The organism is Rhizobium sp. RAF36 (assembly GCF_052114105.1).
Classification (GTDB): Bacteria; Pseudomonadota; Alphaproteobacteria; order Rhizobiales; family Rhizobiaceae; genus Rhizobium.
Genome location: NZ_JBFREC010000002.1, coordinates 510658 through 536001, shown reverse-complemented (window position 1 = coordinate 536001; position 25344 = coordinate 510658). Strand labels below are relative to the sequence as shown.

The 25344-nt window shown below is 60.9% G+C and carries 21 protein-coding genes and 1 tRNA gene; 13 read left to right on the top strand and 9 right to left on the bottom strand.

What is annotated here, in order from left to right:
- Window positions 1–51: 51 nt before the first annotated feature.
- Window positions 52–1683 carry a methyl-accepting chemotaxis protein gene (locus AB4Z25_RS08550; protein ID WP_442207934.1) on the bottom strand — a complete coding sequence of 544 codons (1632 nt, stop codon included), beginning with the start codon at window positions 1681–1683 and terminating at the stop codon, window positions 52–54.
- 643 nt (window positions 1684–2326) lie between these two features.
- On the opposite strand from AB4Z25_RS08550, the gene AB4Z25_RS08545 reads away from it, so the two are divergent.
- The gene (locus AB4Z25_RS08545) at window positions 2327–3757 is read left to right on the top strand and encodes a glycosyltransferase family 39 protein (protein ID WP_112538614.1); all 1431 of its coding nucleotides are present in this window, start codon (window positions 2327–2329) and stop codon (window positions 3755–3757) included.
- A gap of 8 nt (window positions 3758–3765) precedes the next feature.
- On the opposite strand, the gene AB4Z25_RS08540 is transcribed toward AB4Z25_RS08545, so the two are convergent.
- On the bottom strand, window positions 3766–4029 hold the full coding sequence (locus AB4Z25_RS08540) for a helix-turn-helix transcriptional regulator (protein ID WP_112513973.1): 264 nt from the start codon (window positions 4027–4029) through the stop codon (window positions 3766–3768).
- A 79-nt stretch (window positions 4030–4108) separates the two neighbouring features.
- Here AB4Z25_RS08540 and ybaL point away from each other — a divergent pair, with 79 nt between their 5' ends.
- The 4 genes from ybaL (at window position 4109) to AB4Z25_RS08520 (ending at window position 9778) form a co-directional block, all read left to right on the top strand.
- A complete protein-coding gene (ybaL, locus tag AB4Z25_RS08535; RefSeq protein WP_112538613.1) occupies window positions 4109–5905 on the top strand; it encodes a YbaL family putative K(+) efflux transporter in 1797 nt (598 codons plus the stop codon).
- A gap of 57 nt (window positions 5906–5962) precedes the next feature.
- Complete coding sequence (locus tag AB4Z25_RS08530) at window positions 5963–6340, top strand: hypothetical protein (protein ID WP_310292980.1); 378 nt, start codon at window positions 5963–5965, stop codon at window positions 6338–6340.
- 86 nt (window positions 6341–6426) lie between these two features.
- Window positions 6427–8982, top strand: coding sequence for a protein translocase subunit SecD (secD, locus tag AB4Z25_RS08525; protein ID WP_112387569.1), 2556 nt, complete (start codon window positions 6427–6429; stop codon window positions 8980–8982).
- A gap of 94 nt (window positions 8983–9076) precedes the next feature.
- Window positions 9077–9778: an ATP-binding protein gene (locus AB4Z25_RS08520; RefSeq protein WP_112538612.1), complete on the top strand. Its 702-nt coding sequence runs from the start codon at window positions 9077–9079 to the stop codon at window positions 9776–9778.
- Between the two features lie 4 nt (window positions 9779–9782).
- Here the strand turns inward: AB4Z25_RS08520 and AB4Z25_RS08515 are convergent, their stop codons facing one another.
- The 3 genes from AB4Z25_RS08515 to AB4Z25_RS08505 all read right to left on the bottom strand — a co-directional run bounded on the left by AB4Z25_RS08515 (window position 9783) and on the right by AB4Z25_RS08505 (window position 11776).
- Window positions 9783–10220: a response regulator gene (locus tag AB4Z25_RS08515; protein ID WP_112513976.1), complete on the bottom strand. Its 438-nt coding sequence runs from the start codon at window positions 10218–10220 to the stop codon at window positions 9783–9785.
- A gap of 14 nt (window positions 10221–10234) precedes the next feature.
- Window positions 10235–10939, bottom strand: coding sequence for a helix-turn-helix transcriptional regulator (locus AB4Z25_RS08510; RefSeq protein WP_112387566.1), 705 nt, complete (start codon window positions 10937–10939; stop codon window positions 10235–10237).
- A gap of 459 nt (window positions 10940–11398) precedes the next feature.
- Window positions 11399–11776: a response regulator gene (locus AB4Z25_RS08505; protein ID WP_112538611.1), complete on the bottom strand. Its 378-nt coding sequence runs from the start codon at window positions 11774–11776 to the stop codon at window positions 11399–11401.
- A gap of 188 nt (window positions 11777–11964) precedes the next feature.
- Between AB4Z25_RS08505 and AB4Z25_RS08500 the strand changes: the two genes are divergently transcribed.
- The 7 genes from AB4Z25_RS08500 to AB4Z25_RS08470 all read left to right on the top strand — a co-directional run bounded on the left by AB4Z25_RS08500 (window position 11965) and on the right by AB4Z25_RS08470 (window position 21827).
- Entirely contained in the window at window positions 11965–14106 is a 2142-nt protein-coding gene (locus AB4Z25_RS08500) for a PAS domain-containing sensor histidine kinase (protein WP_112538610.1), read from the top strand.
- Entirely contained in the window at window positions 14093–14518 is a 426-nt protein-coding gene (locus AB4Z25_RS08495; RefSeq protein ID WP_112387563.1) for a response regulator, read from the top strand. Before AB4Z25_RS08500 ends, AB4Z25_RS08495 begins: the two co-directional genes overlap by 14 nt.
- A gap of 4 nt (window positions 14519–14522) precedes the next feature.
- On the top strand, window positions 14523–16145 hold the full coding sequence (locus AB4Z25_RS08490; RefSeq protein ID WP_112538609.1) for a response regulator: 1623 nt from the start codon (window positions 14523–14525) through the stop codon (window positions 16143–16145).
- Between the two features lie 62 nt (window positions 16146–16207).
- Entirely contained in the window at window positions 16208–17767 is a 1560-nt protein-coding gene (locus AB4Z25_RS08485) for a VOC family protein (protein WP_112538608.1), read from the top strand.
- Window positions 17768–18281: 514 nt separating this feature from the next.
- Window positions 18282–19211, top strand: coding sequence for a glycosyltransferase family A protein (locus AB4Z25_RS08480; protein WP_112538607.1), 930 nt, complete (start codon window positions 18282–18284; stop codon window positions 19209–19211).
- Between the two features lie 60 nt (window positions 19212–19271).
- On the top strand, window positions 19272–20762 hold the full coding sequence (locus tag AB4Z25_RS08475) for a lipopolysaccharide biosynthesis protein (RefSeq protein ID WP_112387559.1): 1491 nt from the start codon (window positions 19272–19274) through the stop codon (window positions 20760–20762).
- 39 nt (window positions 20763–20801) lie between these two features.
- The gene (locus AB4Z25_RS08470) at window positions 20802–21827 is read left to right on the top strand and encodes a polysaccharide pyruvyl transferase family protein (protein ID WP_112538606.1); all 1026 of its coding nucleotides are present in this window, start codon (window positions 20802–20804) and stop codon (window positions 21825–21827) included.
- A 3-nt stretch (window positions 21828–21830) separates the two neighbouring features.
- Here AB4Z25_RS08470 and AB4Z25_RS08465 read toward each other — a convergent pair whose 3' ends face one another.
- Together AB4Z25_RS08465 and AB4Z25_RS08460 are read right to left on the bottom strand one after the other, a co-directional pair.
- On the bottom strand, window positions 21831–22724 hold the full coding sequence (locus AB4Z25_RS08465; protein WP_112387557.1) for a DMT family transporter: 894 nt from the start codon (window positions 22722–22724) through the stop codon (window positions 21831–21833).
- Window positions 22725–22833: 109 nt separating this feature from the next.
- Window positions 22834–23262 (bottom strand): OsmC family protein, encoded by a 429-nt coding sequence (locus AB4Z25_RS08460; RefSeq protein WP_112538605.1) that lies wholly within the window; start codon window positions 23260–23262, stop codon window positions 22834–22836.
- Window positions 23263–23378: 116 nt separating this feature from the next.
- On the opposite strand from AB4Z25_RS08460, the gene AB4Z25_RS08455 reads away from it, so the two are divergent.
- A complete protein-coding gene (locus AB4Z25_RS08455; RefSeq protein WP_112538604.1) occupies window positions 23379–24590 on the top strand; it encodes a TIGR03862 family flavoprotein in 1212 nt (403 codons plus the stop codon).
- 13 nt (window positions 24591–24603) lie between these two features.
- Here the strand turns inward: AB4Z25_RS08455 and AB4Z25_RS08450 are convergent, their stop codons facing one another.
- A complete protein-coding gene (locus tag AB4Z25_RS08450; protein ID WP_310293019.1) occupies window positions 24604–24960 on the bottom strand; it encodes a VanZ family protein in 357 nt (118 codons plus the stop codon).
- Between the two features lie 125 nt (window positions 24961–25085).
- Window positions 25086–25161: transfer RNA gene (locus AB4Z25_RS08445), tRNA-Phe, on the bottom strand.
- Between the last annotated feature and the right edge of the window lie 183 nt (window positions 25162–25344).

The window sequence follows — 25344 nt, the reverse complement described above, 5'->3', positions numbered from 1 at the left end:
GTTTCCTTGTGTCCCGCCCTCGAATGCGAGCGGCCCTCATATTCAGATAGGTTAGTAAACATTCCGCCCTCCGAGGCCCGAAACCTGGCGGGACAAACCGAAATCTTCGTTGTCGTATTGCTCGTCGAGCGTCACCGGCCGGGCGACGATCTCGACACGCGGCTGGACCACCGGACGGGCGATCTGCTGGCGCACCGGCTGCGCATTTTCGCGAGCGATGCGGAATTCGCGGATCGTCTGGCCGAGTTCCAGGATGACGGTATGCAGGTGGTCGGCGCCATCGGCCGAATTGCGGGCGACGCCTGCGCTTGCCGCAACATCGGCGCCAAGGTTTTTCACGTCACCGGTCAGCGCATCGAGGCTCGCCGCGTGCTCACCGGTATTTGCGGCAATGGTGGTGATCGCCTCGTTGATGCCGGTGACCTGGCGGACGATGCTGCCGATCGAATCCTGCGTGCGGCCGACCATCTGTACGCCGGCATCGACCTGCGCCTTGGTGGTGGAAACCAGCGTCTTGATTTCACGGGCCGCTTCCGCCGAGCGTTGCGCCAACGCCCGGACTTCCTGGGCGACGACGGCAAAGCCGCGGCCGGAATCACCGGCGCGCGCCGCTTCGATACCGGCATTGAGCGCCAGAAGGTTTGTCTGGAAGGCAATCTCGTCGATCGTGCCGATGATCTGGCCGATCTTTTCCGCCGACTGCTCGATATCGGCCATGGCGGATATCGCCCGGCCGACGACAGCGCCACTTTCCTCGGCGGCAACACGCGTCGAGGCTGCGGCCTGTTCGGCAGCGCGGCTTCCCGCTGCACCCTGACGGACGCTTTCGGCGATGGCCTGTAGTGCAGCGGCCGACGACTGCAGCTCGTCAGCTTGCCCGGCGGCGCGTCCAGCAAACCCCTTCGAGACATCGGAGAGCGAGCGCGTCGATAGCTCTGCTCTCTGTGTCCGGTCGGAGATCTGCGTGAACTCTGTCTGCAGGGTGTCGAGCGCACCATTGAGAGCGGCGGCAATTTCGGCATGAGCGCCGTCAGTCTCGACAGGTGCGCGCACCGTGAGATCGCGGGCGACGAGACCGTCGATGACATCGGCGAAAATGCGGGCGACGTCGTCCTTGTCCTTGGCGCGCTGTTCCGAGAGCAGATGTGCCTGCGATGCGCGCAAAGCATTGAAGCGAAGCGACACGGCGATTTCGACATCGACCATGACCAAGCGGATGATCGCGGTCATCATCCCGGTGATTTCCCTGGCGCGACGCTTTGCACCTGGAAGCAGCGGCTTGCCGGCAAGATCGCCCGCGAGGCCCGAGATCAGATGCTCCAGCATGACGCCGTGACCGGCGACGTGCCAGCGCGGGTCGAGGCCCATCTTGCTTTCGGTATCGGACAGAACCTTGACGCGCTCGGCATACAGACTGTCGAACCGGGCATCGGTCAGCACATCCCAGTGCGATGATTGCAGGTCGTGCAGCCGGTCGAGCTGGCGGTCGTTCTGAAAATTCTCTGCCGCATCAGGGAAAGCCTGGAAGCGCTGAAAGAGATCGCGCAGGCCGCTCTTCAGCTGGCCTTCGAGCAGCGGGCGGTGACGGCGGACAAGCTCGCATTGCTCGGCATCGAGGCCGGCAAAGCGCAGGCGGTCGCGGAGGCTGCCTGCCTGTGCGCCCTTGGCCTGATCTGATGGCATATCCTGCCGCAATGCCTGTCCCCAACAACATCCGGACCTTGTCCGGTGAAAAAACCGTTTTGCTCCATCCGACGAGCACAATGCAGGGAGGCCCTTGTCACCGGCATATGGCCGGAGAACAGGCGTCTCCCATCAACAGAAATCTGTTTCGGAAAAGAGATGGATACCGGATCGAGCCGGTACGGCGGGACGGCGTCATGCCTGGTGGGAACGAGCAACATTTCCCATTCCGACGTGTATCGCAATGTTTATGGTTAATTCCTTGCTTGAAGGTTAATGCGGATTTTAATCAGCCAAGCTTTTGAAAGCATTCCTGAGCCTACAAACGAAATAGTCCCAAGGAGTTGCAGGCATGCTACAAGTCCTGCGCAAGCTTTGTGTTATATCCCACCCTTAAGACATGACATGATGTCGTTAAGGATAGAGCAATGATTGTTCTCGGACTGGGATCCTGCCTCATCGCAATCGCTACGCTGGCCGCCGTTGCCCTGCTCGATCAAATCGAAGCACGCCGCGGCTCAAGCGATCTGCGCGTTCTCTGAAAAGCCTTTCGCTGCGGCATAGTGCGGCTTTCTGAGCTGCCCTTGTTGGCAGCCCTGCCCGGCTGATGTATGGCAGGCGCCTTAACCAGCGGAAGTACCATATGTCAGCCAGAACCGGCCTTTTCATCATTCTTGCCGTCACCTTGTGGCGCATTGTGACGTTGCATTTCGACACGACGGATTTCTTCGTCGACGAGGCGCAATACTGGTTCTGGTCGCAAAATCTCGATTTCGGTTACTACTCGAAGCCGCCAATGATCGCCTGGTTCATCCGCGCCTTCACTGCTCTCGGCGGGTCGAGCGATATATTCTGGGTGCGTGTCGGCGGCCCGATCGTGCATGCGGCAACCGCCGTTTTGCTGATGAAGCTCGCCAAGCGCTTCGCCGGCCCCGAGATCGAAGGCTGGACGGGCGCGATCTATGTGACGATGCCTGCGGTGGCGCTGTCTTCCGTGTTCTTCTCCACCGACGTCGTGCTGCTGTTCTTCATGACGATCGGCCTCTGGGCCTATGCAGGCCTGACGAAAAAGCCGTCGATCGGCCTGGCGCTTTTGATGGGGGCGGCGTTCGGATGCTCGTTCCTATCCAAATACGCGATCCTTTTCGTCGTTCCAGGTGGACTCATCGCCTTGCTTTTCGTGCCGGCCGCTCGTATCGCCTGGCGCGACTTCTTCATTTCGGTGGTGACGGCGCTTGTTTTTGCGGCGCCGAACCTCTGGTGGAACTTCACGCATGATGCGACCACCGTACGCCACACCGAAGACATCGCCAAATGGGACCAGATGAAGCTCGACTTCGCCGGAGCCGGCGAGTTCTTCGCCGCACAATTCGGCGTCGTCGGACCGATCATCTTCTTCGCGATGCTCTGGGCGGCGTGGCGGATGATCAGAGGCAGAAGCAGCGAAACCGAAAAACTGCTCGTCTGGTTTTCGCTGCCGGTCGTCTTCCTTATCACGCTGCAGGCTTTCGTCGCCAAGGCCGAGGCGAACTGGGGCGTCACGGCCTATGTCGCTGGCACCGTGCTTGCCGTCTCCATCCTTGCGCAGCTATGGCCGAAGGGCCTCAAGATCTCGCTCGGCATCGGCGCATTTGCGAGCATCGTCTTCCCGCTTGCGACGATCTTCGCGCATCAACTGGTGCTGCCGGGCGGCAATGAGATCATGAAACGCTATCTCGGCCGTGCCGATATCAGCCGCGAGGCCGCCGAGCTGGCGAAGCAGGCGGGCGCCGCGGCAATCGTCACTGACAACCGTGATTTCATCGCCGACATGTTCCACACGCTGCGCGCCGATCCAGTGAAGATCTACGCCCGGCCGCCGGCCGATTTCCCGAAGAGCTACTACGAGCAGAATTTTGCCCTGCCGGCGGGATCTCAGGAGCCGGTGCTGTTCGTCAGCCGTTACGAATTCACCTGCACCAATGGCGGCACCGCTGAGCTCGTGAAGAGCTGGCAGCCCGCCAATGGCTACTATCGCGGCAAGACTATCTATGCCTACAAGACGCCGGGCACCTGCTTTGACAAGCAATCGTAGCAGATAGCTTAACCGGCATTTCGGGGGGGCAGGCATAGGCCGGTCCCCGCCCCCTCGACATCGACGAATTTCACGCCGCCATCCTCGAAGGCGAGGCGCAGCTGTGCCTCGGTCGCCCTATGGATTTCGTGGTGCCGTCCCTCGTAGTCGCGTATCGTGCTGCGCGAGACCGCGGCCTTGTCTGCAAGGTCGCTCTGCGTCCAATCGAGCAGGCCACGTGCTGCGCGGCATAAAGCAGGCGTCAGAATTGTTTCTTTCGCGCCTTGACCCATGATTTTAAGTCACCCATATTGGTCAACATAAGCCATATATGTCATGTTTTGAACGGGAATGCCAGATCGGGAGATTGCGATGCCGCACGATACACCTTTGATTTCGACAATTGTCGGGGGTCTCGTGCTGGCGTTTATCTTCGGCGCCATTGCCAACAGGCTGAAATTGCCTCCTCTCGTAGGTTACCTGCTCGCAGGTATCCTCGTTGGCCCGCATACGCCGGGCTATGTGGCTGACCAGAATCTCGCTCCCGAACTTGCAGAAATCGGCGTTATCCTGCTGATGTTCGGCGTCGGTCTGCATTTCTCGCTGAAAGACCTCCTCTCCGTTCGCGGCATCGCGGTTCCCGGCGCGATCGTGCAGATCGGTTTTGCGACACTGCTCGGCTGGGGTCTGGGCTGGCTGATGGGATGGCCGACGGGCGGCAGTCTGGTCTTCGGTCTCGCTCTCTCCGTCGCCTCTACCGTCGTCCTTCTCAAAGCATTGCAGGAGCGGCGGCTGGTCGAGACGGAGCGCGGCAAGATCGCCGTCGGCTGGCTGATCGTCGAAGACCTTGCGATGGTTCTGGCTCTCGTTCTCATCCCGGCCGCCGCCAGCATCGGCGGTGGTGAGCATGCGACGGTCGAGCCGCTGTCTGCTGGTCTCAACCGGTTGCTCGGGCTCGACCTCGGCATTGGTGGCATCATCGGCATGACGCTGGTTAAGGTAGCGCTGTTCGTGGCGCTGATGCTGATCTTCGGGCGAAAGCTGATCCCCTGGACGATGCATCGCATCGCTCATACCGGTTCGCGCGAGCTCTTCCGCCTAGGCGTTCTGGCAATCGCGCTCGGCGTGGCCTTCGGCGCCTCGAAGATGTTCGGCGTTTCGCTGGCGCTCGGCGCCTTCTTCGCCGGCATGGTTCTCGCCGAAAGCGAGCTCAGCCACCGCGCCGCCCAGGAAAGCCTGCCACTGCGCGACGCTTTCGCGGTTCTGTTCTTCGTTTCCGTCGGCATGCTGTTCGATCCGAACATCCTGATCGAAAAGCCTCTGCCGGTTCTGGCCACCGTCTTCATCATCGTTATCGGAAAATCGGTTGCAGCATTGTTGATCGTGCTGCTGTTCCGGAAATCCGTGAGCACCGCGCTGACGATTTCCGCAAGCCTTGGTCAGATCGGCGAATTCTCCTTCATTCTGGCGGCTCTCGGCGTCGATCTCGGCCTGCTGCCGGAAGAAGGCCGCGACCTGATCCTTGCAGGTGCGATCATCTCGATCATCCTCAATCCGGCGCTTTTCTATCTCTGCGATCGCATCAAGCCGTTGCTGGAGCGGCCGAAACGCGAGGAAGCACCTGTAGAGGCTGCACCGGCCGAACCCGCCGAGCCCGAAGACGAGGTCCTTCCAACGGCACTGTCCGGCCACGCTATCCTCGTCGGTTATGGCCGCGTCGGCAGCATCGTCGGTCAGAACCTCAAATCCTCGGGCACGCCTTTCCTTGTCATCGAGGATGCGGAAAAGCGGATCGAGGAGCTGAAGGCACAGGGCGTGGAAACCGTGATGGGCAATGCCGCCGCCCGCGAAGTGCTCGATCTTGCCAACCTGACGGGTGCGCGTAGCCTCGTCATCGCCATTCCGAACGCCTTCGAGGCCTGCCACGTGGCCGAGCTCGGCCGTGCGGTCAACCCGTCGATCCTCATCGTTGCACGTGCCCATTCGGATGCCGAGGTCGAGGCGTTGAAGCAATATGGCGCCGATACCGTGATCATGGGCGAACGAGAAATCGCCATGGGAATGGTTGACCGGCTGGCTCAAGTGCATCATGACAGTCCAGCCTATGAAGATGGGCCGGAGACTGATACAATTCCGCCAGCGGTCACAGAGCCGCCAGCGAAAGAATGACGGGTTTTTGCGCTTTTGAGCCGGTTTGAGAGCGAGATCGCAAGGAATGATGAGGGAATGCCGGATGCGCGCCGCCTGAGCGCTCGCATCGCCGTTTCCCTCGTGCTTGCAATCTTTGCCTATCTCGGCCTGCTGCTTGGCGGCAACCTCATTCTCGGACCCGATTCCCAGACCAACAATGCGTTGAGTGCACCTGGGAAGGAAACACAGCCGCTGCAGCTGACGGCGCGTGAAGCCGTTCGCGGACTGCTTGCTACCGACCGCAAGATCGCGCCGAAGCAGACGCTGCACGATTCCGATGCAGCCGCGCTGCCGCTTCTTCCGCATCTCGAATTCGCCGAATGGCCGGCACCTGCGACTGCGGGCGTCACCGATACGGCCACCCGGCCCGCCGCCACGGCGGCCCATCAGCCTCGCGCACCGCCGCTCGCCTGATTTTCCGCGCCGCTCGCGCTTCAAGAACATGCAGAGACACAGCCAGCGCCTTGCGCCGGCCTACTTTTATTCAAGGATCAGATAGAATGCGCAATTCACCATGGCTGGTGTTCACCTATTCGGTGATCATCGTGCTCGGCCTCATCATCGCGCTGCCGAACGTGCTGTCGCAAAGCACCCTCAGCAAGCTGCCGGCCTGGCTGCCGCATAGCCAGGTCTCCCTCGGCCTCGACCTTCGTGGCGGCTCGCACCTCGTTCTCGAAGTCGACGAAGCCGATCTGACCAAGGAACGGCTGCAGACCCTGCTGCAAGACGCCCGCCGCGTTCTGCGCGAGAAGAGCATCCAGACGAAGTCGATCGTCCTCAACAACAACCAGATCGTCGTCACACCTGTTGATCCGGAGCAGAGCGGCGCAGCCGTTACCCAGCTGCAGACGCTCGGCAACCCGATCAGCACGGGCCTCAGCGCCGGTCAGTCCGATCTCTCGGTCACGACCAACGGCGGCAACGTGATCGTCGCCTTCTCGCCGGCCGGTCTCGCGAGCCATGTCGATTCCGCTGTCCAGCAGAGCCTTGAAGTCATCCGCCAGCGCGTCGACCAGGTTGGCGTTGCCGAACCGACGATCCAGCGCATCGGTGCAAACCGCGTTCTCGTGCAGCTTCCGGGCGCGCAGGATCCGTCGCGTCTGCGCCAGCTCCTCGGTTCGACCGCCAAGATGTCGTTCCACATGCTTGCCCCGAACAACCAGCCAGGTCCTGGCGTGACCATGCTGAAAGACGACAAGGGCGAAAGCTATCCGGTTCTCGACCGCGTCGAAATCTCCGGCGACCGCCTCTCGGATGCCCGTGTCGGCTTCGACCCGAACACGCATGAGCCGATCGTCAGCTTCCGCTTCGACAGCGCCGGCGCAACCCGCTTTGCCGATATCACCCGCCAGAATGTCGGCAACCCCTTTGCCATCGTTCTCGACGACAAGGTGCTGAGCGCGCCGGTCATCCGCGAACCGATCACCGGTGGCTCGGGCCAGATTTCCGGCAGCTTCTCGGCGGATACGGCAACGACGCTTGCCGCCATGCTGCGCGCCGGCGCCCTGCCCGCCAAGCTGACCGTCATCGAAGAGCGCACCGTCGGTGCCGACCTCGGCGCCGATGCGATCCGCATGGGCATCTATTCGGGTATCGTCGGCTTCGTCCTCGTCGCCCTCTTCATCTTCGTCCTCTACGGCAAGTGGGGCTTCCTCGCGAACTTCGCCCTGCTGATCCACACGATCCTGACCTTCTCAGCCCTGACGCTGGTCGGCGCGACGCTGACGCTGCCCGGTATTGCCGGTATCGTGCTCGGCATCGGTCTGGCCGTTGATGCGAACGTTCTGATCAACGAGCGCATCCGCGAAGAAACGCGCAAGGGCAAGAGCGCCTTTGCCGCTATCGACACCGGCTTCCGCCGCGCCTACTCCACGATTATCGACGGCAACATGACGGCGCTGATTGCCGCCGCCATCCTGTTCTGGTTCGGCTCCGGCCCGGTCCGCGGCTTCGCCGTTACCATGGCACTCGGTCTGATCATCTCGATGTTCACCTCGGTCGCCTTCGTTCGCGTCACGATGATCGAGATTACCCGCCGCCAGAAGCTGAAGGTTCTGAACATCAAGCCGCTGCTGCCGATGATGTTCAACCCCTATGGCCGCCACATCCAGTTCATGAAGGCACGCTTCTTCGGCGTCAGCGTCTCGGCGCTGCTGTCGATCGCATCCGTCATCCTCTTCATCCATCCTGGCCTCAACTACGGCGTCGACTTCCGTGGTGGTATCCAGATGTCGGTCAAGACGACCGAGGCGGCCGATCTCGGCAAGTTCCGCGAAGGTCTGAACAGCCTTGGCCTCGGCGAAGTCTCCCTGCAGTCCTATGGTGACAACAACACCATGGCCGTGCGCGCACAGCGCCAGGACGGCGGCGAAGAAGCCCAGACCGTGGCTGTCGAGAAGCTGAAGAACGAGATCGTCAAGATCGATCCATCGGCGACCGTAACCGGCACCGACGTCATCGGCCCGAAGGTCAGCGGCGAACTCGCATGGGCTGGTATCCTGTCCGTCGTCATCGCCAGCCTGGCAATGCTCGCCTATATCTGGGCGCGCTTCGAATGGCCGTTTGCGGTCGGCGCCATCGTCACGCTCGTTCTCGACGTGACCAAGGCGATCGGCTTCTTTGCGCTGACGGGCCTGGACTTCAACCTGACCGCCATCGCCGCGATCCTGACGCTTGTCGGCTACTCGGTGAACGACAAGGTCGTCGTTTACGACCGCATGCGCGAAAACATGCGTCTCTACAAGTCGATGCCGCTGCGCGAGATCATCGACCGCTCGATCAACGAGACGCTGGCCCGAAGCCTCTACACCAACGCGACGGCCTTCCTTGCGCTGCTGCCGATGGCGATCTGGGGCGGCAGTGCCGTCGAAAGCTTCGCGATCCCGATGGTGTTCGGCATTCTCGTTGCCGGCGCGTCGTCGATCTTCATCGCGGCGCCGATCCTGCTGTTCCTTGGCGACTGGCGCCGCCGCCACGCCAAGCCGGCAGCGGATGCCAAGCCGGAAGCCGAGATCATTCCTCCGGCACCGGCAGAGCCGCGCAAGTCGATCGGCTAAAAACCGGTTGCTAACAAAAGCTTGAGGCGGGCGCCGGTTGCAGAACCGGCGCCCGCTTTCTATGGTGCTCCCGAGGTCGAGGGGAGATACCGCCATGTCATCCAGCACGACGCCGGAAGAGACCAGGAACACCGAGGAGCGGATCCGCCGCTTCCTGGCCGTGGCCTCTCATGACCTGCAGTCGCCGCTCCGTCACATCGCGATGTATTCGGAAATCCTGCTGGAGGATCTCGAAGGCCGGATCAGCGCCGACGAGAAGCAAAGCCTGACGACCATTCTCGAAAAGGTGCAGACGGCGCAGAAGCTGACCAAGGCACTGATGACTTTTGCATCGGGCACCCCACAGGCCGCACGCGAGAATGTGGATCTGACCATCGCTTCTGAGACCGCGTGGTCTGAAGCCACCGCGGAGTTTCCAGAGACCAAAGCCGTGCTGGCTCACCACGGGCTGCCGGAACTGCGAACCGACCCCACCTTGCTGACGGCCGTGCTGAAGCAGCTCTTCGTCAACGCGATTGCCCATGGCGAGCGAGAGGACCTTCGGGTGGAAGTCGGGGCTGTGCGCGATGGCGAAGAGCTTGTCATTTCCGTCGCCGATAACGGCCGGGGCATCGATCCCGCGCATCAGGCACGCATTTTCGAGGCGTTCTGGAAGCTGCCAAAAGCCGGAACAGTTCCCGGGCCGGGACTTGGCTTGACGGTTTGCCGTGAGCTGGCCGCGGCGCTTGGCGGCACGGTGACGCTTGCAGCATCATCCGCCAGCGGCAGCCGGTTCGAAGTCCGTCTGCCTGCCTGAGCCGTCAGATTGTGTAGTCGTCCTTCCAGAAGTCCGGGACGTCGTAGGTCACGTATTCGCGGATGATATATTGCAGCGTCCGCGCATCCATCTCATCCTTGCCAATGCGGAAATCGACGCCGTAATCCGGGAACTGCTGGAAGTACCCGTCCGATATATCGGTCGAGATCACGCCGATGGGCCCGGTATAGCCGATACCGCGCAGTTCCGGCACCGTCTCGCGGAAATCGGCATTCGGAAGCAGACGGTTGTCGAGCAGGATCAGATCATAGCGCGCAGCCTTGATCTTCTCGAGGGCGTCACCGATCGACTGAGCGTATTCAACATCGACGGCCGGCTCCGAGAGGCTGCCGATCTTCTTCTTCAGTGAACGGAATTCAATGAACTCGTCGTCCACGAACAGGACCTTAACGGTCCGCCCGGCGCTTGTCTCGCCTGCCATACCATCCCCTCCGGTCACGAAACGAGCCCGTTCCGGAGCGCTATGGCTACCATATGTACGCGGTTGACCGCGTCGAGCTTTCTGACTGCCGCCGTAATATGCGAATTCACCGTATGCTCCGACAAACCGAGAATGATGGCGATCTCAGCAGAGGTCTTGCCTTCGCTCGTCCATTTGACGATCTCGGCTTCGCGCTGCGTCAGACGTCCAGACATTTCCTGGGTCAAGATTTCCTCGTACAGCTTGTCGAAGATACGCATGACGTCAAGCAGGACGTCGGCGATCTCGCTCTGGTCCGGCTCCTGGCGAACGCCGCTGAGCACCAGACAGTATCGCCGTCCCTCTGGCGTAAAGAGCGGAATCAACAGAAACGTGTTGCCGTTGAATTCGTTGAACACCAGATCGGCGGGATAGCCTTCCAGCTGTGCGCTCTTGCCGAAAACCGGTGACGTGAGGAACTGCGCGGATTTCGCCTTTATCGCCCCCAGCGCCTCCTTCAGCGTCCGGATAAACAGCGTCGCACGCCGCTCCGCCACGTTGGTGATGACGATTTCACGCTCTCCGAACGGCGCTGCCGCCTCGGAAATCTTTGCCAGAACGAAATTGTCGAAATGGTAGTGGTGTGCCGCCGCCTTAAACAAGCGGAAGAAATCGGTCCGGTTGATGGCCCGGTTCAGCTCGGGCCCAGTATGAAAAGGAACAGCCGCAGCATTGGTCATTCCGGCAACCTTACCTCGAAACTTCCAGAAGTCACTCCACACCATCCCGAAATCTTGGGATATACGTCCTAAACGCGAACAGTTACAAAAAAACCGAGACAGTTGATGGGGATAACGGGACGGGGACTTCCCAATATCCCAAGGCAAACAAGCTCATCAATTTCTCAACCGCAAGTGATGCAAAGGCAGATATACTGAAATCGTAGTCTTACCTAGGTATCGCATTTTTCGTTGTTCATGATCTCATGAGTAGCGGGAAAAGTGCCGGAAGTAAGCGCGAGAGAGCCGATAGATCCATTCAGCTAAGGGGTTGGCTGAAGTTCGTGGCGGCGAATATGGGTCAGTCGGCTCTCTCAGCGCTCAAATCACTCCTCTTCCTCTTGGTTGTATCTTGGGACGCTGAACAAGCCTTGTCAATTGGCGTTTCAGCGCGCTGTCGCGTGTTCGGGCACCTCGCGCCTACACCAGTTGATTGAGAAGACTATCGTTCAAATTCAAAGGCTTCTGCAGGTAGATATGGGCGCCGGCTTCCAGCGAGCGCTCCCGGTCCTCATCGGCATCCGAACCGCTGCATATGCCAAGCTTCACCGATGCGAAGCGAGGATCGAGGCTGACCTTGCGCACCAAAGCAAGGCCGTCGTCGAGAGGCATGTAGAGATCGGCGATCAGCAGATCGGGAAGCGGCTCGCCCGTGGTATGACGCGCCTCCAGCATCTCCCAAACCGGCTGCGCCTGGGAAAACGACACAAGCTCGGCGGTGAAGGCGCCCTTCCGGTGCATGTAATCGAGATAGAAGAGATCATCCTTGCTATCATCGATGTAGAATATCAAAGGCATAGCCACTTCACCCAGTCGCCACCGGCGATGTCCCGCCTGTTTCGCGATGCGACAATAAAGATACTTCGCTAAGAATCGTTATCAACCTCCCCTGAATCGGCAGAGGAAAGACGCACACAACCTTACGTTTCCTATTGTGTATTCGGTCATTTCGGAAAAGATGACCCGAATTCAGGAGGATCGACCGCGTGTGGAATGCCGCCAGCTTGAGGGACGAAGCGCAGAAGAAGGGCCGCTACCGCGTGGCCGCGATTGCCATCGGAACGCTCATCACGCTTCTCGGCATCTGCGCGATCACCGGCTGGCTGCTGGAAGTCGAGGTCATCGTCTCCGTCGTGCCGGAATTTCCGGCGATGGCGTTCAATACGGCGCTCTGCTTCGTGCTCTCCGGTCTGGCATTGGCGGGATCAGTATCGAAGCTGCAGCGTCTGAACATGGCGGCGTCCCTGATCTCCCTATGTGTCGCAGCAATCACTGTGACGCGGTTTGCCGAGATCATCTCGCTCGGGCGCACCTCGCATATGGTCGATCGCGTGCTGACCAACCTCCTCGTCTCGCGGGAATTTTCCGACCTGATTGGCGGCGGCATGGGGCCGAATACGACGCTCTGCTTCCTGATCGGCAATCTTGCGCTGCTTGCCGGCCGGAACTGGAAGGATGACAGGGCTCCCCTTCTCCAGGAATTGACGGGCTATGTGATCATCACGCTCGGTATGGTCGCCTTCGCTGCTTACGTCACCAGCGCCGAGGAGGGTTATCGCTGGGGTCCCTATGCGGCGATGGCGCTGCATACGTCGATCGGCGTGACGTTCTTCGGCGGTGGATTGTTGGCCGCTGCCTGGTGGCGCCAGCCACAGGGCAGCGCCAGCGTGCCGCTGTGGATCCCCGGCGTCGTCTGTTTCACCGGACTGCTCGCCGACCTCTATACGCCGCTCGGGGTGGCGAACGGCATTCTTTATGTGCCGCTGATTTTGACCGCCCTCTGGTTCGGCAATCGCAACGCACCGCTCTACCTGGCGTTCGTCTGCACGGTCCTCATCCTTCTCGGCTTCTTCGCCGTCAACCATAGCGACACGGTCGTCTGGCCCGAGGCTGCCAACCGCGCGATCACCATCGGCCTGCTGTGGCTGATCGGCTATCTGGTGCACAATTACATGCGCAACAGCGCCAGCCTGGAGACGGAGCGCATTCGCTTCAGCTCACTGGTGCGCAACACGCCGGATGCCGTGATCACCATGGACCAGCGCGGCGTGATCTCCAGCTTCAATCCCGCGGCCGAGCAGATGTTCGGCTACCTGCCATCCGAGACACTCGGCAAGAACATCAACATGCTGATGCCGGAGCCCTATCACTCCGAGCATGACCATTACCTGCAGCACTACCATGAGACCGGCGAGGAACGGATCATCGGCACGACGCGCATGGTGTCCGGCCGCCGCAAGAATGGCGTGGTGTTTCCGCTCGATCTGTCCGTCAGCGTGGTTCCGACAAGCGGCGCGCGGACATTCGTCGGCATCGTGCGCGACATCAGCGACAGGGTGCAGCAACAGGAACGGCTGAAGACGACGCTGGCGCAGCTGGAGGCCTATACGGCCGATCTGGAACGCAGCAACCAGGACCTCGACGAATTCGCCTATATCGCCTCGCACGATCTGAAGGAGCCGCTGCGCGGGCTTCACAATCACTCACGCTTCCTGCTCGAAGACTACGAGAACCAGCTCGACGAGGACGGCGTTCGCCGTCTCAACCGGCTGGTGCGGCTCAGTCAGCGGATGGAGAAGCTCGTCAACGATCTTCTCTATTTCTCCCGCATCGGACGCCAGCAGCTGGCCGTCAAGCGCACCGACATCAATCTCGTCATCAAGGACGTGGTGGCGACGCTGGAAGTGTTTCTGGAGGAGCGGCACGCGCGGGTCGTGGTGGATGGAGAGCTTCCAGAAGTTGTCTGCGACGCGACGCGGCTGACCGAGGTATTCCGGAACCTGGTGACCAACGCCGTCAAATACAACGACAAGCCGGAGCCGCTGGTCACCATCGGCTATCTGGAGCACTACACCGGCAAGGACGGCGCGGCCGCGCGCGGCGTGTTTTTCGTCAGGGATAACGGCAAGGGCATCGCGACGGAATTCTACGAGGACATTTTCCGGATTTTCAAACGGCTTGAAAAATCGCAGGATTCGGATGATGGAACCGGGGCCGGACTGACCTTCGTGCGAAAGATCATTGGCCGCCACAATGGCGAGATATGGCTGGAGTCCGAGATGGGTGCAGGCACCACATTCTACTTTACGCTGGGAAGCAACAGAGAGGGCCACAATGCAGCCGCGTGATATGCAGCCGATCCTGATTGTCGAAGACAGCGAGGACGACTTCGAGGCGACGATGCGTGCCTTCAAGCGCACCAACCTGCGCAACCCGATCCGCTGGGCCGCTTCTGGCCAGGAAGCGCTCGATGAGCTTGCCGGCATGAACCCGCGCCCCGGCCTGATCCTGCTCGACCTCAACATGCCGGGCCTCGATGGCCGCAAAACCCTTGAGGCGATCAAATCCAACCCGCAGTGGCGCAAGATCCCGGTGGTCATTCTGACGACATCAGACGACGAGCGTGACATCGAAGGCTGCTATGCACTCGGCGCCAATACTTATGTGCAGAAACCTGTCGATCTCGACGGACTGTTCTCCGCGATTCAGCGGCTGAAGGAATACTGGTTCGAGATTGCCATCCTGCCGCACGAGGATTGAACGATTGGCGGAAGACTGCCTAGTACTGATCATCGACGACAACATGGACGACCGCGAGGTCTACCGGCGGATGCTGTCGCGAGTCGCCGGAACGAACTACGTGGTAGCCGAGGCCGAGACCGGCGACCAAGGATTGGAGCTTGCCAGCAGCAAGCGGCCAAGCTGCATCCTGCTCGACTATTCGCTGCCCGGCCGCGACGGACTTGGGGTGCTTGCCGAAATCCTGAAGCTCGATCCGGCCGCCAATGTGATCATGCTGACAGGACAGGGCAACGAGACTGTCGCCGTCGAGGTGATGAAGAACGGGGCACGCGACTACCTGACCAAGGATGCGCTTTCGCCCGAGACGCTGCACCGCTGCGTGCAGAATGCCGTCATGCATGGCGCGCTGGAGAAGAAGCTGGAGCAGAAGCGGCAATCGCTCGAGATCTTCACCCGAGCGATGGCGCACGACCTCAAGGAGCCGCTACGCACCATCAAGTCCTTCAGCAAGATCCTGCACGGCTCGGCTTCGCTGCCGGCCGAGGACCGCGAGCTTCTCGATTATATCCTGAGTGCCGCCGACCATATGGAAGACCTGATCGTCAAGGTCTCGGGCTTCACCAAGCTTGATGTCTCCGGGGAACTGGAACTGAAACCCGTGTCGCTCGCCGCCGTTCTCGGGCAGGTCGAGGACAATCTGCACCAGCAGATGGAGAGCAGGCAGGCGACCATCGTCAGCGGCGATCTGCCGGAGGTGATGGGCGACGGGACGCTGCTGATCCAGCTGATGCAAAACCTGATCTCCAATGCGATCCGCTATTGCGAAGACCAGCGCCCTCAGGTGCATGTCAGTTCCGAGGCCGCAGGTAGCGGTCTCTGCCGTCTCCTGGTCACCGATAACGGACCGGGCATCGATCCCGACCACCGGGAGCTGATCTTCCAGCCCTTCAAGCGTCTGGTCGGACGCGGCATCGAAGGAACGGGACTGGGCCTTGCGATCTGCCGCCGCATTGCGCAGCTGCATGGCGGCGCGATCTGGTGCGAGGCGAAGACGGGACGCGGCGCGACCTTTGTGCTCGAATTGCCGCTCGCAAACAGCATGTCCGCCGAGGCTGCAGCGCAGACGGGGCCGCAGGCGGTCCGGGCAATCGAACAGCCTCAGGAGGCCAAGGGCCGTCTTGCCGAAGTGCTTCTCGTCGAAGACAGCCCTGCCGACATACAGCTTCTGAAGCTCAAGCTAATGCGGCGGGAGAAAGTGAGCTTCAACCTGCATGTGGCGACCAACGGGCGCGAGGCCATGCGGCTTTTGGAGGAGCGAGCCATCGATCTCAGCCAGCCGCCGATGGACCTGATGCTGCTCGATATCAACATGCCGATCATGGACGGCTTTGAGGTGCTGAACGCGCTTTCGGCCGATATCCGGCTGAAGCAGATACCGGTCTGCATCCTCAGCACATCCAGCGACGAGAGCGACATGCAGAGGGCCAAGGAACTCGGCGCTCTTGCCTACATGATCAAGCCGCCGACGCTGCAGCAGCTGGAGCAGGCCCTGGCAGATGTCGACAGTTTGGAATTGCAGCCGCGCGGCGATGCCCTAGTTCTTTGTGTAGAACAATCGAGGCAATCTCCAACGGCACTGGTATGACTTTAGTATCCGCATTAGTTCTGGCGCTTCTCGCCACTCCCCAGCAATACGGACTGCTTTCGATGATTTCTGGCATACATCACATCACCGCCATCACCCGCAAAGTGCAGGCGAATGTGGATTTCTATGCCGGTTTTCTCGGCATGCGGCTCGTCAAGCAGACCGCCGGTTTCGAGGACGAAACCCAACTGCATCTCTTCTATGGCGATGGAGAGGGTACGCCCGGCTCGCTGCTGACTTTCCTTGCCTGGGAAGACGGCTCGCAGGGTCGCGCTGGTTTCGGTCAGATCAGCGAGATCGCGCTGGCAATCGACCCGACCAGCATCGGCTACTGGCTGACGCGGGCCATGAGCTTCGGGATCCGCATGGAAGGCCCGTCCGACGAATTTGGCGAGCCGGTGCTGCGCCTCAAGGATCCTGACAACATCATCCTGAAGCTTGCCGGCAACAAGGGGCTCAAAAGCGCCGCAGCCTGGGCAAACGGACCGGTTCCGATCGAACACGCGGTACAACGGGTCCGTGGCGCGACGATGCTGACCGAAACGCCCGATGCCAGCCGCGCCTTCATCGAGAGCCACTTCGGCTATCGTTTCCAGGCAAACAAGGGCGCCATCGACAGGCTGGTCTCCGATTCCGGCGATGTCATGGACGTGCGCAACGCAAAGGGCTTCTGGTCCGGTGCGCCGGGCACGGGGACGATCGATCACGTTGCTTTCCGCGCCGCGGATGAGGCCGAGCTGACATCTGTTCATGATGCGCTTGCCACGTCGACGGACTCGGCAACCAACATGCATGACCGGAAATATTTCAAATCGCTCTATGTCCGCGAGCCCGGCGGCACACTGATCGAGCTTGCGACCGACAAGCCGGGCATGCTGGTGGATGAGCCGGCGCCGACGCTCGGCACCAAGCTTTTCCTGCCCCCGAAGGATTCGATCAAGGATCTGAAGGATCTAAAGGTCGTGCTGCCTCAATTTTCGATGCCGGGCGAGCCAAGGGTCAACTACCGCGATCTGCCCTTCGTGCACCGCTTCTACACGCCGCCGGATCCGGATGGCAGCGTCTTCGTGCTGTTGCACGGCTCCGGCGGCAACGAGACGACGCTGATGCCGCTGCTGCACAAGGTGGCGCCGCGGGCAACACTGCTTGGGGTGCGCGGCCGGGCGACCGAAGAAGGCTTTCCGCGCTGGTACAAGCGGATCACGCCCTTCTCCTTCGACCAGGACGACATCAAGAGCGAAGCGGAAGCCTTTGCCGCCTTCATCGACGGCGCGGTCAAATCCTATGGGCTGGATCCGAAGAAGATCGTCTTCGTCGGCTATTCCAACGGCGCGAATCTTTTGAACTCGCTGATCTACCTGCACCCGTCGCTGATCCATAAGGCCGTTCTGCTGCGCTCCATGCCGGTTCTGACGAATTATCCGCATGCCGATCTGAAGGGCACCGACCTGCTCGTCATCAGCGGCAAGACCGACGCCTATGGAAAATATGCCAACGATCTCGAGGGACGGTTGAAAACCTCGGGCGCGACCGTCGATTCGGACGTCATCCCCGGCGGTCACGATCTCGGCGATGCCGACGTGCCGATCATTCAGCAGTGGCTGTTGAAGGAAAGCCAGTAGCAAGCCGCGGCGCGAAAGACTTGCGATGACGGAATTTGTTCTTTCATCCCTACTCTTGCGGAAGCTTTTCCGGTGCGATCACCGCCGGAAAGCTTGGCTTACACTGCGCGCCATGCGCTAAATCTTCGGCCTTCACGGACTGCAACTCTCTATTGTGCAGCGCAAAGCGGCACCAAAGAAAGGGAGATATTTTACGGCATTCTCATCATGTAAAATTCTCATATTTCTATTTATACTCCAGCAAAACTCCTGCGTAGTTACACCATAATTTCAATGGCTGATGATAGTGAAAATATCAAATCAGCAATTGTAACCATACTTATCACGATTTATTACAATAGTCTGACAATACATTCGTGAATTTAATTACCTAAAATTCACTCGCCTATAAATTACCTCATTCTTTCTGTTTCTTCTGCGCCTGTTCTATTTTGCTGCATTGCAAAAAGTCCTTGCCGAGTTCTGATATCAGACCTATCTTGGCCCGGACATCGATCGCAGAAGGGGAAATTGCATGCCTCCTCGGCCCGTTGATATCAGCCTGATTATCTCATCGAGAAATCGGGCTGGCGGCCTGTTGAACTGCCTGGATGCCATTGCGAATGCCGCCCGGCAGGCGGGCGATTTGCAATTGGAACTCGTGTTTGTCGACAACGGCTCGACGGACGATACGTCCGAGGTCTTTCGCCGGTGGGCGGCTGTCGCGCCTCTTCACACCAATCTTGTCCATGAGACGCTGCCGGGGCTGGCCAATGCCCGCAATTCCGGCATCGCGGCGGCAACCGGCCACCTGCTGGCCTTCACGGATGACGACTGCGAGGTGTTTGCGGACTACTTCACCACCATCGCGGCTCTGTTTGCTGCCGACGATGCGATCGTCATGCGCGGCGGCCGGGTCGAGCTTGGCGATGCCCGCGACCTCCCTGTCACCATCAAGACGGAGCTGGAACCGGCCGTGCTGAACAACGAGCTGCATGCGGGCGGCTTCATACATGGCTGCAACATGGTTTTCCCGCGCGCGCTGGTCGATCGCGTCGGCGATTTCGATCCGCGCTTCGGCGCCGGTGCCACGTTCCGCTCCGGCGAGGATACCGATTACATTCACCGCGCCTTCAATGCCGGTATCCGGGTTGAGTATGTGCCCGAGTTGGTGGTCAAGCATTTCCACGGCCGCCGCAAGATCGAGGACATCCACCGCCTGCATGCCGGCTATGCCTTCGGCAACGGTGCGCTCTACGCGAAATATCTGTTCGACAAGCGCTCGAACATGCGCGGCATGCTGCGCTGGGATATCCGCCAGGCTGTCCGCGAAGCGATCGGCGGCCAGCCGATGAGCAAGGAGATGGGACTGACCTATCGCCGGCAGCTCCGGGACAACCTGACGGGAATGATCGCCTACTGGCAGAGCACCCGCCGCAAGTCGCCCAACGCAGTCCGCACCTGACACCCCGCACACTCTTTGCGCCGATGACCCAAGCTTCGGCTGCAATCGATAGGATGATGAATGGCAGAACATGCAGTTGCGCATGCCGATCTGAAGAAGAAGACGGCACTATCCGTCCTCTGGTCGGTCGTTCGCGTAGCCTGGAGCACGATTGCGACCTTCGTCATCTTCGTCATTCTGGCGCGCATTCTCGGGCCCGGCGACTTCGGCACTTTTGCGCTCGCCAGCCTGTTCGTCGAAATCGGCCGTGTGCTTGCCTATGCAGGGCTTGGCGATGCCATCACCCGGCAGCTGGATCTCGATGAGGAGCTGGCCGATACCTGCTTCTGGGCCACAGTTGCGTTCAGCGCCATCATTGCCGCCGTGGTCTTCGTGTTCGCGCCCTATTACGGCGAGCTGGTGCGCGACGAATCCGTGTCTGGCATTCTCCGCTGGCTGGCGCCGCTGCTGCCCGTCTCGTCGCTGGCTGTCATCCACAATGCGCGTCTCGCCCGTGAATTCGGCCACAAGAACCTTGCGGCGCAGAGCATCGCAGCCAGCCTCCTGTCCGGCATCACTGCCGTCGTCTGCGCCTATCTCGGATGGGGCATCTGGGCACTGGTCGCGCAGACCGCCGTCAACGCTGCGGTCACAGTTGTTCTCGGCTGGGTCGCCTATCCCTGGATGCCGCGCCTGCGGTTCAATGTTGCGAAATTCCGCTCGGTCTTCCTGTTCAGCGTCAGCCTCGTCGTCACCCAGCTGATGTGGATGCTGCTCGCCCGCGTCCAGGACATTTTCATCTCCCGCTGGTACGGCGCCGTCGAAGTCGGCCGTTACCGCATCGCCTGGCGGCTGATCGAACTCATCGGCCAGGCCGTTCTGGCGCCGATCGGCAGCGTCTCGCTGGTCACCCTGTCACGCCTGCAGAACGATCGCGTCGCCTTCCGCAACGCCTATAACAAGATCGTCGGCGCCGCCGCACTCGGCACCATTCCGCTGCTCTTCGGCTTCGGCGCGCTGTCGAACGACATGATCGCGCTGCTCTTCGGCGACAAGTGGGGCAATGCCGGCGATATCGCCACCGTGCTGGTGCTGATGTCGGTGCCGTTCGTGACCAACTTCTTTGCCTCGTCGGCGCTATCGGCAGTCAATCGCGCAGAATCGATCCTCTCGGTCGCAGCACTGCAGTTTGCCGCGACCCTGCTGCTGACCTGGCTGCTGGTACCCTACGGCATCCTCGCCGTTGCCGCCGGCTACGTGCTGCGCGCCTGGCTGACCATGCCCTATCAGCAATATGTGCTGCATCGCTATGCCGGCATCGATTCGCTCGGCACCTTCAAGTCGGTCGCCCTGCCCTTCTGCGGCAGCGCCGTCATGGCTGTCTGCGTCTGGTTTGCACATCCCGTCATCGCCGAACATCTGCAGAGCCGATGGCTGTCGCTTGGTCTCAGCATCGGTCTCGGCGCCGTCGTCTATCTCGCCTTTCTGCCGGTCTTCGGCAGATCCGCCATCCGCCCTTACATCGCGCTCGGCAAGTCTTTGCTGCCGTTCGGAAAACGGGCCGAGGCCTAGCCGCCGGGGCTGGGCCAGACTCTTCAACAGGAGCCTTATATGCAGGAAACCAACATTACGATCATCAACCGCCTTCAGGGACTGATCGCAAATTGCCTTTCCGACCTCGTCGATCCGGCCGAGCGCTTTGCGCTGCTCGATTTCCCGAACCACTACAATATTGGTGACAGCGCCATCTGGCTCGGGGAGCTTGCCTATTTCGACCGCCGCAAGACGCGGCCGGCCTATGTGACCGAAATCCCCACCTATGACGACGAGCGCATGCTGGCAGCGATCGGCGATGGCCGGATATTCCTGCATGGTGGCGGCAATTTCGGGGATATCTGGGCGGGCTACCGGCAGTTCCGCGAGGACATGCTGACGAAATACAAGGGCCGGCCGATCGTCCAAATGCCGCAGACCATCCACTTCAAGGAACAGGCCGGGATCGACAGCACCGCCCGCGCGATCGAGAAGCACGGCAATTTCACGCTGCTGGTACGCGACCACAAGAGCTTCCAATTCGCCAAGCGCTGGTTCCAGTGCGATGTCAGGCTTTGCCCCGACATGGCCTTCTGCATCGGCCCGGTCACTCGCCCGGCGCCTCAGCACGAGCTGCTGCTCAATCTGCGCGAGGACCAGGAAGTGGGCGCGCCGCAGGACCTGACGGCGGCGACCAGCCGCCCGGGCACGGTGAAATCCGACTGGCCGGATGAGCCTGCCGATTTCCAGAAGCAGACGAAGCGTGCGGCGATCCTGAAGGGGCTGCTTTCCGGCCGAATCGGCGGACGTGCCCGGATGACCGAGCTTGCCTACCGCGAGCGGGCGCAGCAGCGTTTTGACCGCGGCGTGGCGCTGCTGGGTTCTGCCCGGCAGGTGATTACCGACCGCATGCACGGCCACATCATGTGCGTGCTGATCGGTGCCGATCACTGCGTGCTCGACAACAGCTACGGCAAGACCAGCAGCTTCATCGAAGCCTGGGGCACCTGCAACAATGCGGAAAAGGCTGCGATTGCGGCAACCGTCGACGAAGCGCTCGGCATTCTGGATGCACGGCGCATGCAGCCGGCGGCTGTCGCCTGACGCTTAGCCTCGCCGGGCGATCATGATCCCGGCGAGCACCACCAGCCCACCGATTGCCTGCATCGGGCCGATCGCCTCGTTGAGCAGCACCCAGGCAAGGATGGCCGCCACGACCGGTTGCAACAGCAGCGTCAGCGACGAGAAAGCGGCCGGCAGATAGGCAAGCGCAAAGGCGATCGCCACCTGGCCGCTTGCGTGGCTGATGAAGGCAAGGCCGAAGACGATCGCCCAGCCATAGGCCGTCGGAGGCAGCATATGCGCCTCGAAGAAGAAGCCCAGCGGGAAGACGCAGATGGCGGCCGATGCCGTGCTCCACAGCATGATGCGGATCGTATCGAAACGGCTGCGCAGCTGGCCAATTGCCAGGATGTAGCCTGCATAGAAGATCGCCGCGATGATCGCCACGCCATCGCCGCGCAGATCGCCGTTGCCGAGCGCCGCCGGTCCGCCCTTGAGGATCACCACGCCCGCCAGCGCCAATGCCAGTCCCAGCACGAAAATGCGGGAGACGGGCGCGCGGAAGGCGACGAAACCGATGACGGTGACGAAGACGGGAGCGAGGTTGGCGAGCAGCGTCGCATTGGCAACCGAGGTCATGGTAATCGACAGGTGCCAGGCCGCGAGATCCGCCGCGAGGATGACGCCCGGCAGGATCAGCATGGCATAATCGGAGAGCTTTTCAGGCTTCGGGCCTGAATCCTTCTTGATCAGCGAGAAGATGAAGATCGGGATCAGCGCCAGCGCGACGCGCCAGAAGGCCGTTGCCATCGGCCCCACTTCGGAGAGCCGCACGAAGATCGGCGAACCACCGATGGCGGCGCCGCCAAGGATGAGCGCCGTCAGCGCGAAACGTTGTGAAGGAGCGGCTTCTGTGGAGGGGGCGGCGGCCTGCGACATGATCTCTATGCTTTCCCGGCCAGCCATGATTGAGACGCCAGCCGGGATGCGAGTTATCAGATCGAACTGAAAGAGGATAGCGCGGGAACGACACCCGCGACACAAAAGCTCAACCGGAAATAACCGTCGAGAATTCCGGGTTGCCGCGGATCGTGTTGCTGACCGTGCAGATCTCGTCTTCGGCCAGATGCGCGATCTTCTGCCGCGTTTCCTCGTCGATATCCCCCTTGATCGAGAAGGCAATGTTGAACTTCTGGACCCGCGACAGGCCTTCTGCAGCCTTCTCACCCGTGACGTCAGCGGTGATCTCGGTGATCTTGTCGAGGACGCCGAGATTGCTGGCGGCGATGCGGGCGCTCAGCACCAGGCAGGCCGAGAGCGATGAATAGAGAAGATCGAGCGGATTGAACCCTGGCTGCGACGGGCTGGTGACGATATCGATCTCGCCCTTCGTCGCCGAGGTGACATGCGGAAATCCGGTCCGGCCGAGGACGGCCTTGGCGCCTGTAGGTCTGGGTCTTGCTTTGAGATCGGCCATGCCGCGACACTCCATTTGAGATGGGATTGAGATAGTGAGTTTGGCCGCAACACGCAACGAAACGGCTTCTCTCGAATCCGGAGACGGACGCATTTGAATGCTGTATCAGACAGCCCATGAAGAAAAAACAGATCGCGATCATCGGCGGCGGCCCGGCGGGCCTGATGGCGGCGGAAACGCTGGCCTGTTCCGGCCATGCGGTCACCGTCTACGACGCCATGCCGACGGTGGCGCGAAAATTTCTGCTGGCCGGAAAATCCGGGCTGAACATAACGCACTCCGAGGATTACGAGCGGTTCGCCACCCGCTTCGGCGGCGCTTCCGATCGCCTCCGCCCGGCGCTTGACGCGCTGACGCCCGACGATATCCGCCGCTGGGCGGGCGAACTCGGCACCGAGACATTCGTGGGATCATCCGGCCGCGTCTTCCCGACGGCCATGAAGGCCTCGCCGCTGCTCCGCGCCTGGCTTACCCGGCTGGAGACGCAAGGCGTGGTGATCGCAAAACGCCACCGCTGGATCGGCTTTACTGACGGTGGCCTGGTGCTTGAAACCCAGGGAGGCCGGAAGGTTATCCACCCCGATGCGGCATTGCTGGCGCTTGGCGGCGCGAGCTGGCCGAAGCTCGGCTCCGATGCCGCATGGGTGCCGTGGCTGCGGCAGAGAGGCGTCGATACCGCCCCTTTCCGCCCGGCCAATTGCGGCTTCGATGTCAACTGGAGCGAAGTGTTTCGCGAGCGTTTTGCCGGGGCGCCGTTGAAGGCGGTGACGGCCACTTCGGCGGCCGGGACATTTCCCGGTGAATTCGTGATTTCGGAGCATGGGATCGAGGGCAGCCTTGTCTATGCCCATGCAGCCGCCCTTCGCGACGATCTGCAGCGCGATGGCGCTGTCTCGCTGCTTGTCGACCTCGCTCCCGGGCGATCGGTCGAACGGCTGGCAGCAGACCTCGCCAGGCAGGACCGGAAAGCAAGCCTCTCCAACCGGCTGCGCAAGGGCGCCGGTCTCGACCCCGTCAAGGCAGGGCTGATCCGGGAGCTTGCAGGCGACGACGTGCTGAAGGACCCGCAGCAACTTGCTGCACGGATCAAGGCGCTGGCGATCCCGCTGACCGCAACCCGGCCGATTGCCGAAGCCATATCCTCGGCTGGAGGCATTGCGCTGGAAGCGATTGATGACGGCTATATGCTGAAGGCCATCCCCGGCATCTTCGCCGCCGGCGAAATGCTCAACTGGGAAGCGCCGACCGGCGGCTATCTGCTGACCGCATGCATGGCGACGGGCAAGGCAGCGGCGCAGGGCATGCTTGCGTGGCTGGACCGCGACTGAACACGGCCCACGCTTATCCCGCCTTGTGCCGGATACCCCTAATGCGGTTGACGACCTCCGCCAGGAAGACGCCAAATAGCGCGCCCATGCTCTTCGTCGCCGCATCCTCGAAATGCGCATGACGCGTCGGAGACAGGAATTGCAGCGTCTCCAGCGCGAAGGCACCGATGACCAGTAGCACCGCACACAGAACGACCCGCCGCGGATAACCGGTGACGAACAATATGCCCATCACCATGAAGGCCATGGCGCGATCGACATCGACGTCAATGATATCGTGCGGCCGGTACTCGATCGGGCACACGGTCACAAAGATAACGGCGGCCAGCGACAGCCAGGCGGCCACTCTCACGAGAAGCATCTTGTTCATGGGCGAAGGGTAGGCCGATGGCGGGCAGGCGCAATTCAGCCAAAAGTACAAAATGGGCTAATCCGCGACATGCAACTGCGACAAAACCTAAGGCGACTGATCGAGCTTTTCTTAAGGAGAAAGAGTGGTGCCCAGACGCGGATTTGAACCACGGACACGCGGATTTTCAATCCGCTGCTCTACCAACTGAGCTATCTGGGCATTCCTGCTTCGGCCTGCATTCTTTCGAAGAAAGAACCCGGAGGGTTTGGTGTGCCCCGGAAGCGAGCGGGGTTATAGCATCTTGTCGGGACATGGCAAGCGTCAAATGACAGTTTTTTGAGGCTTGTGGAATTTTTCCAAATTCCTGAGTGAATTGAATGACTTCGCCGGTGGTTTTACAGG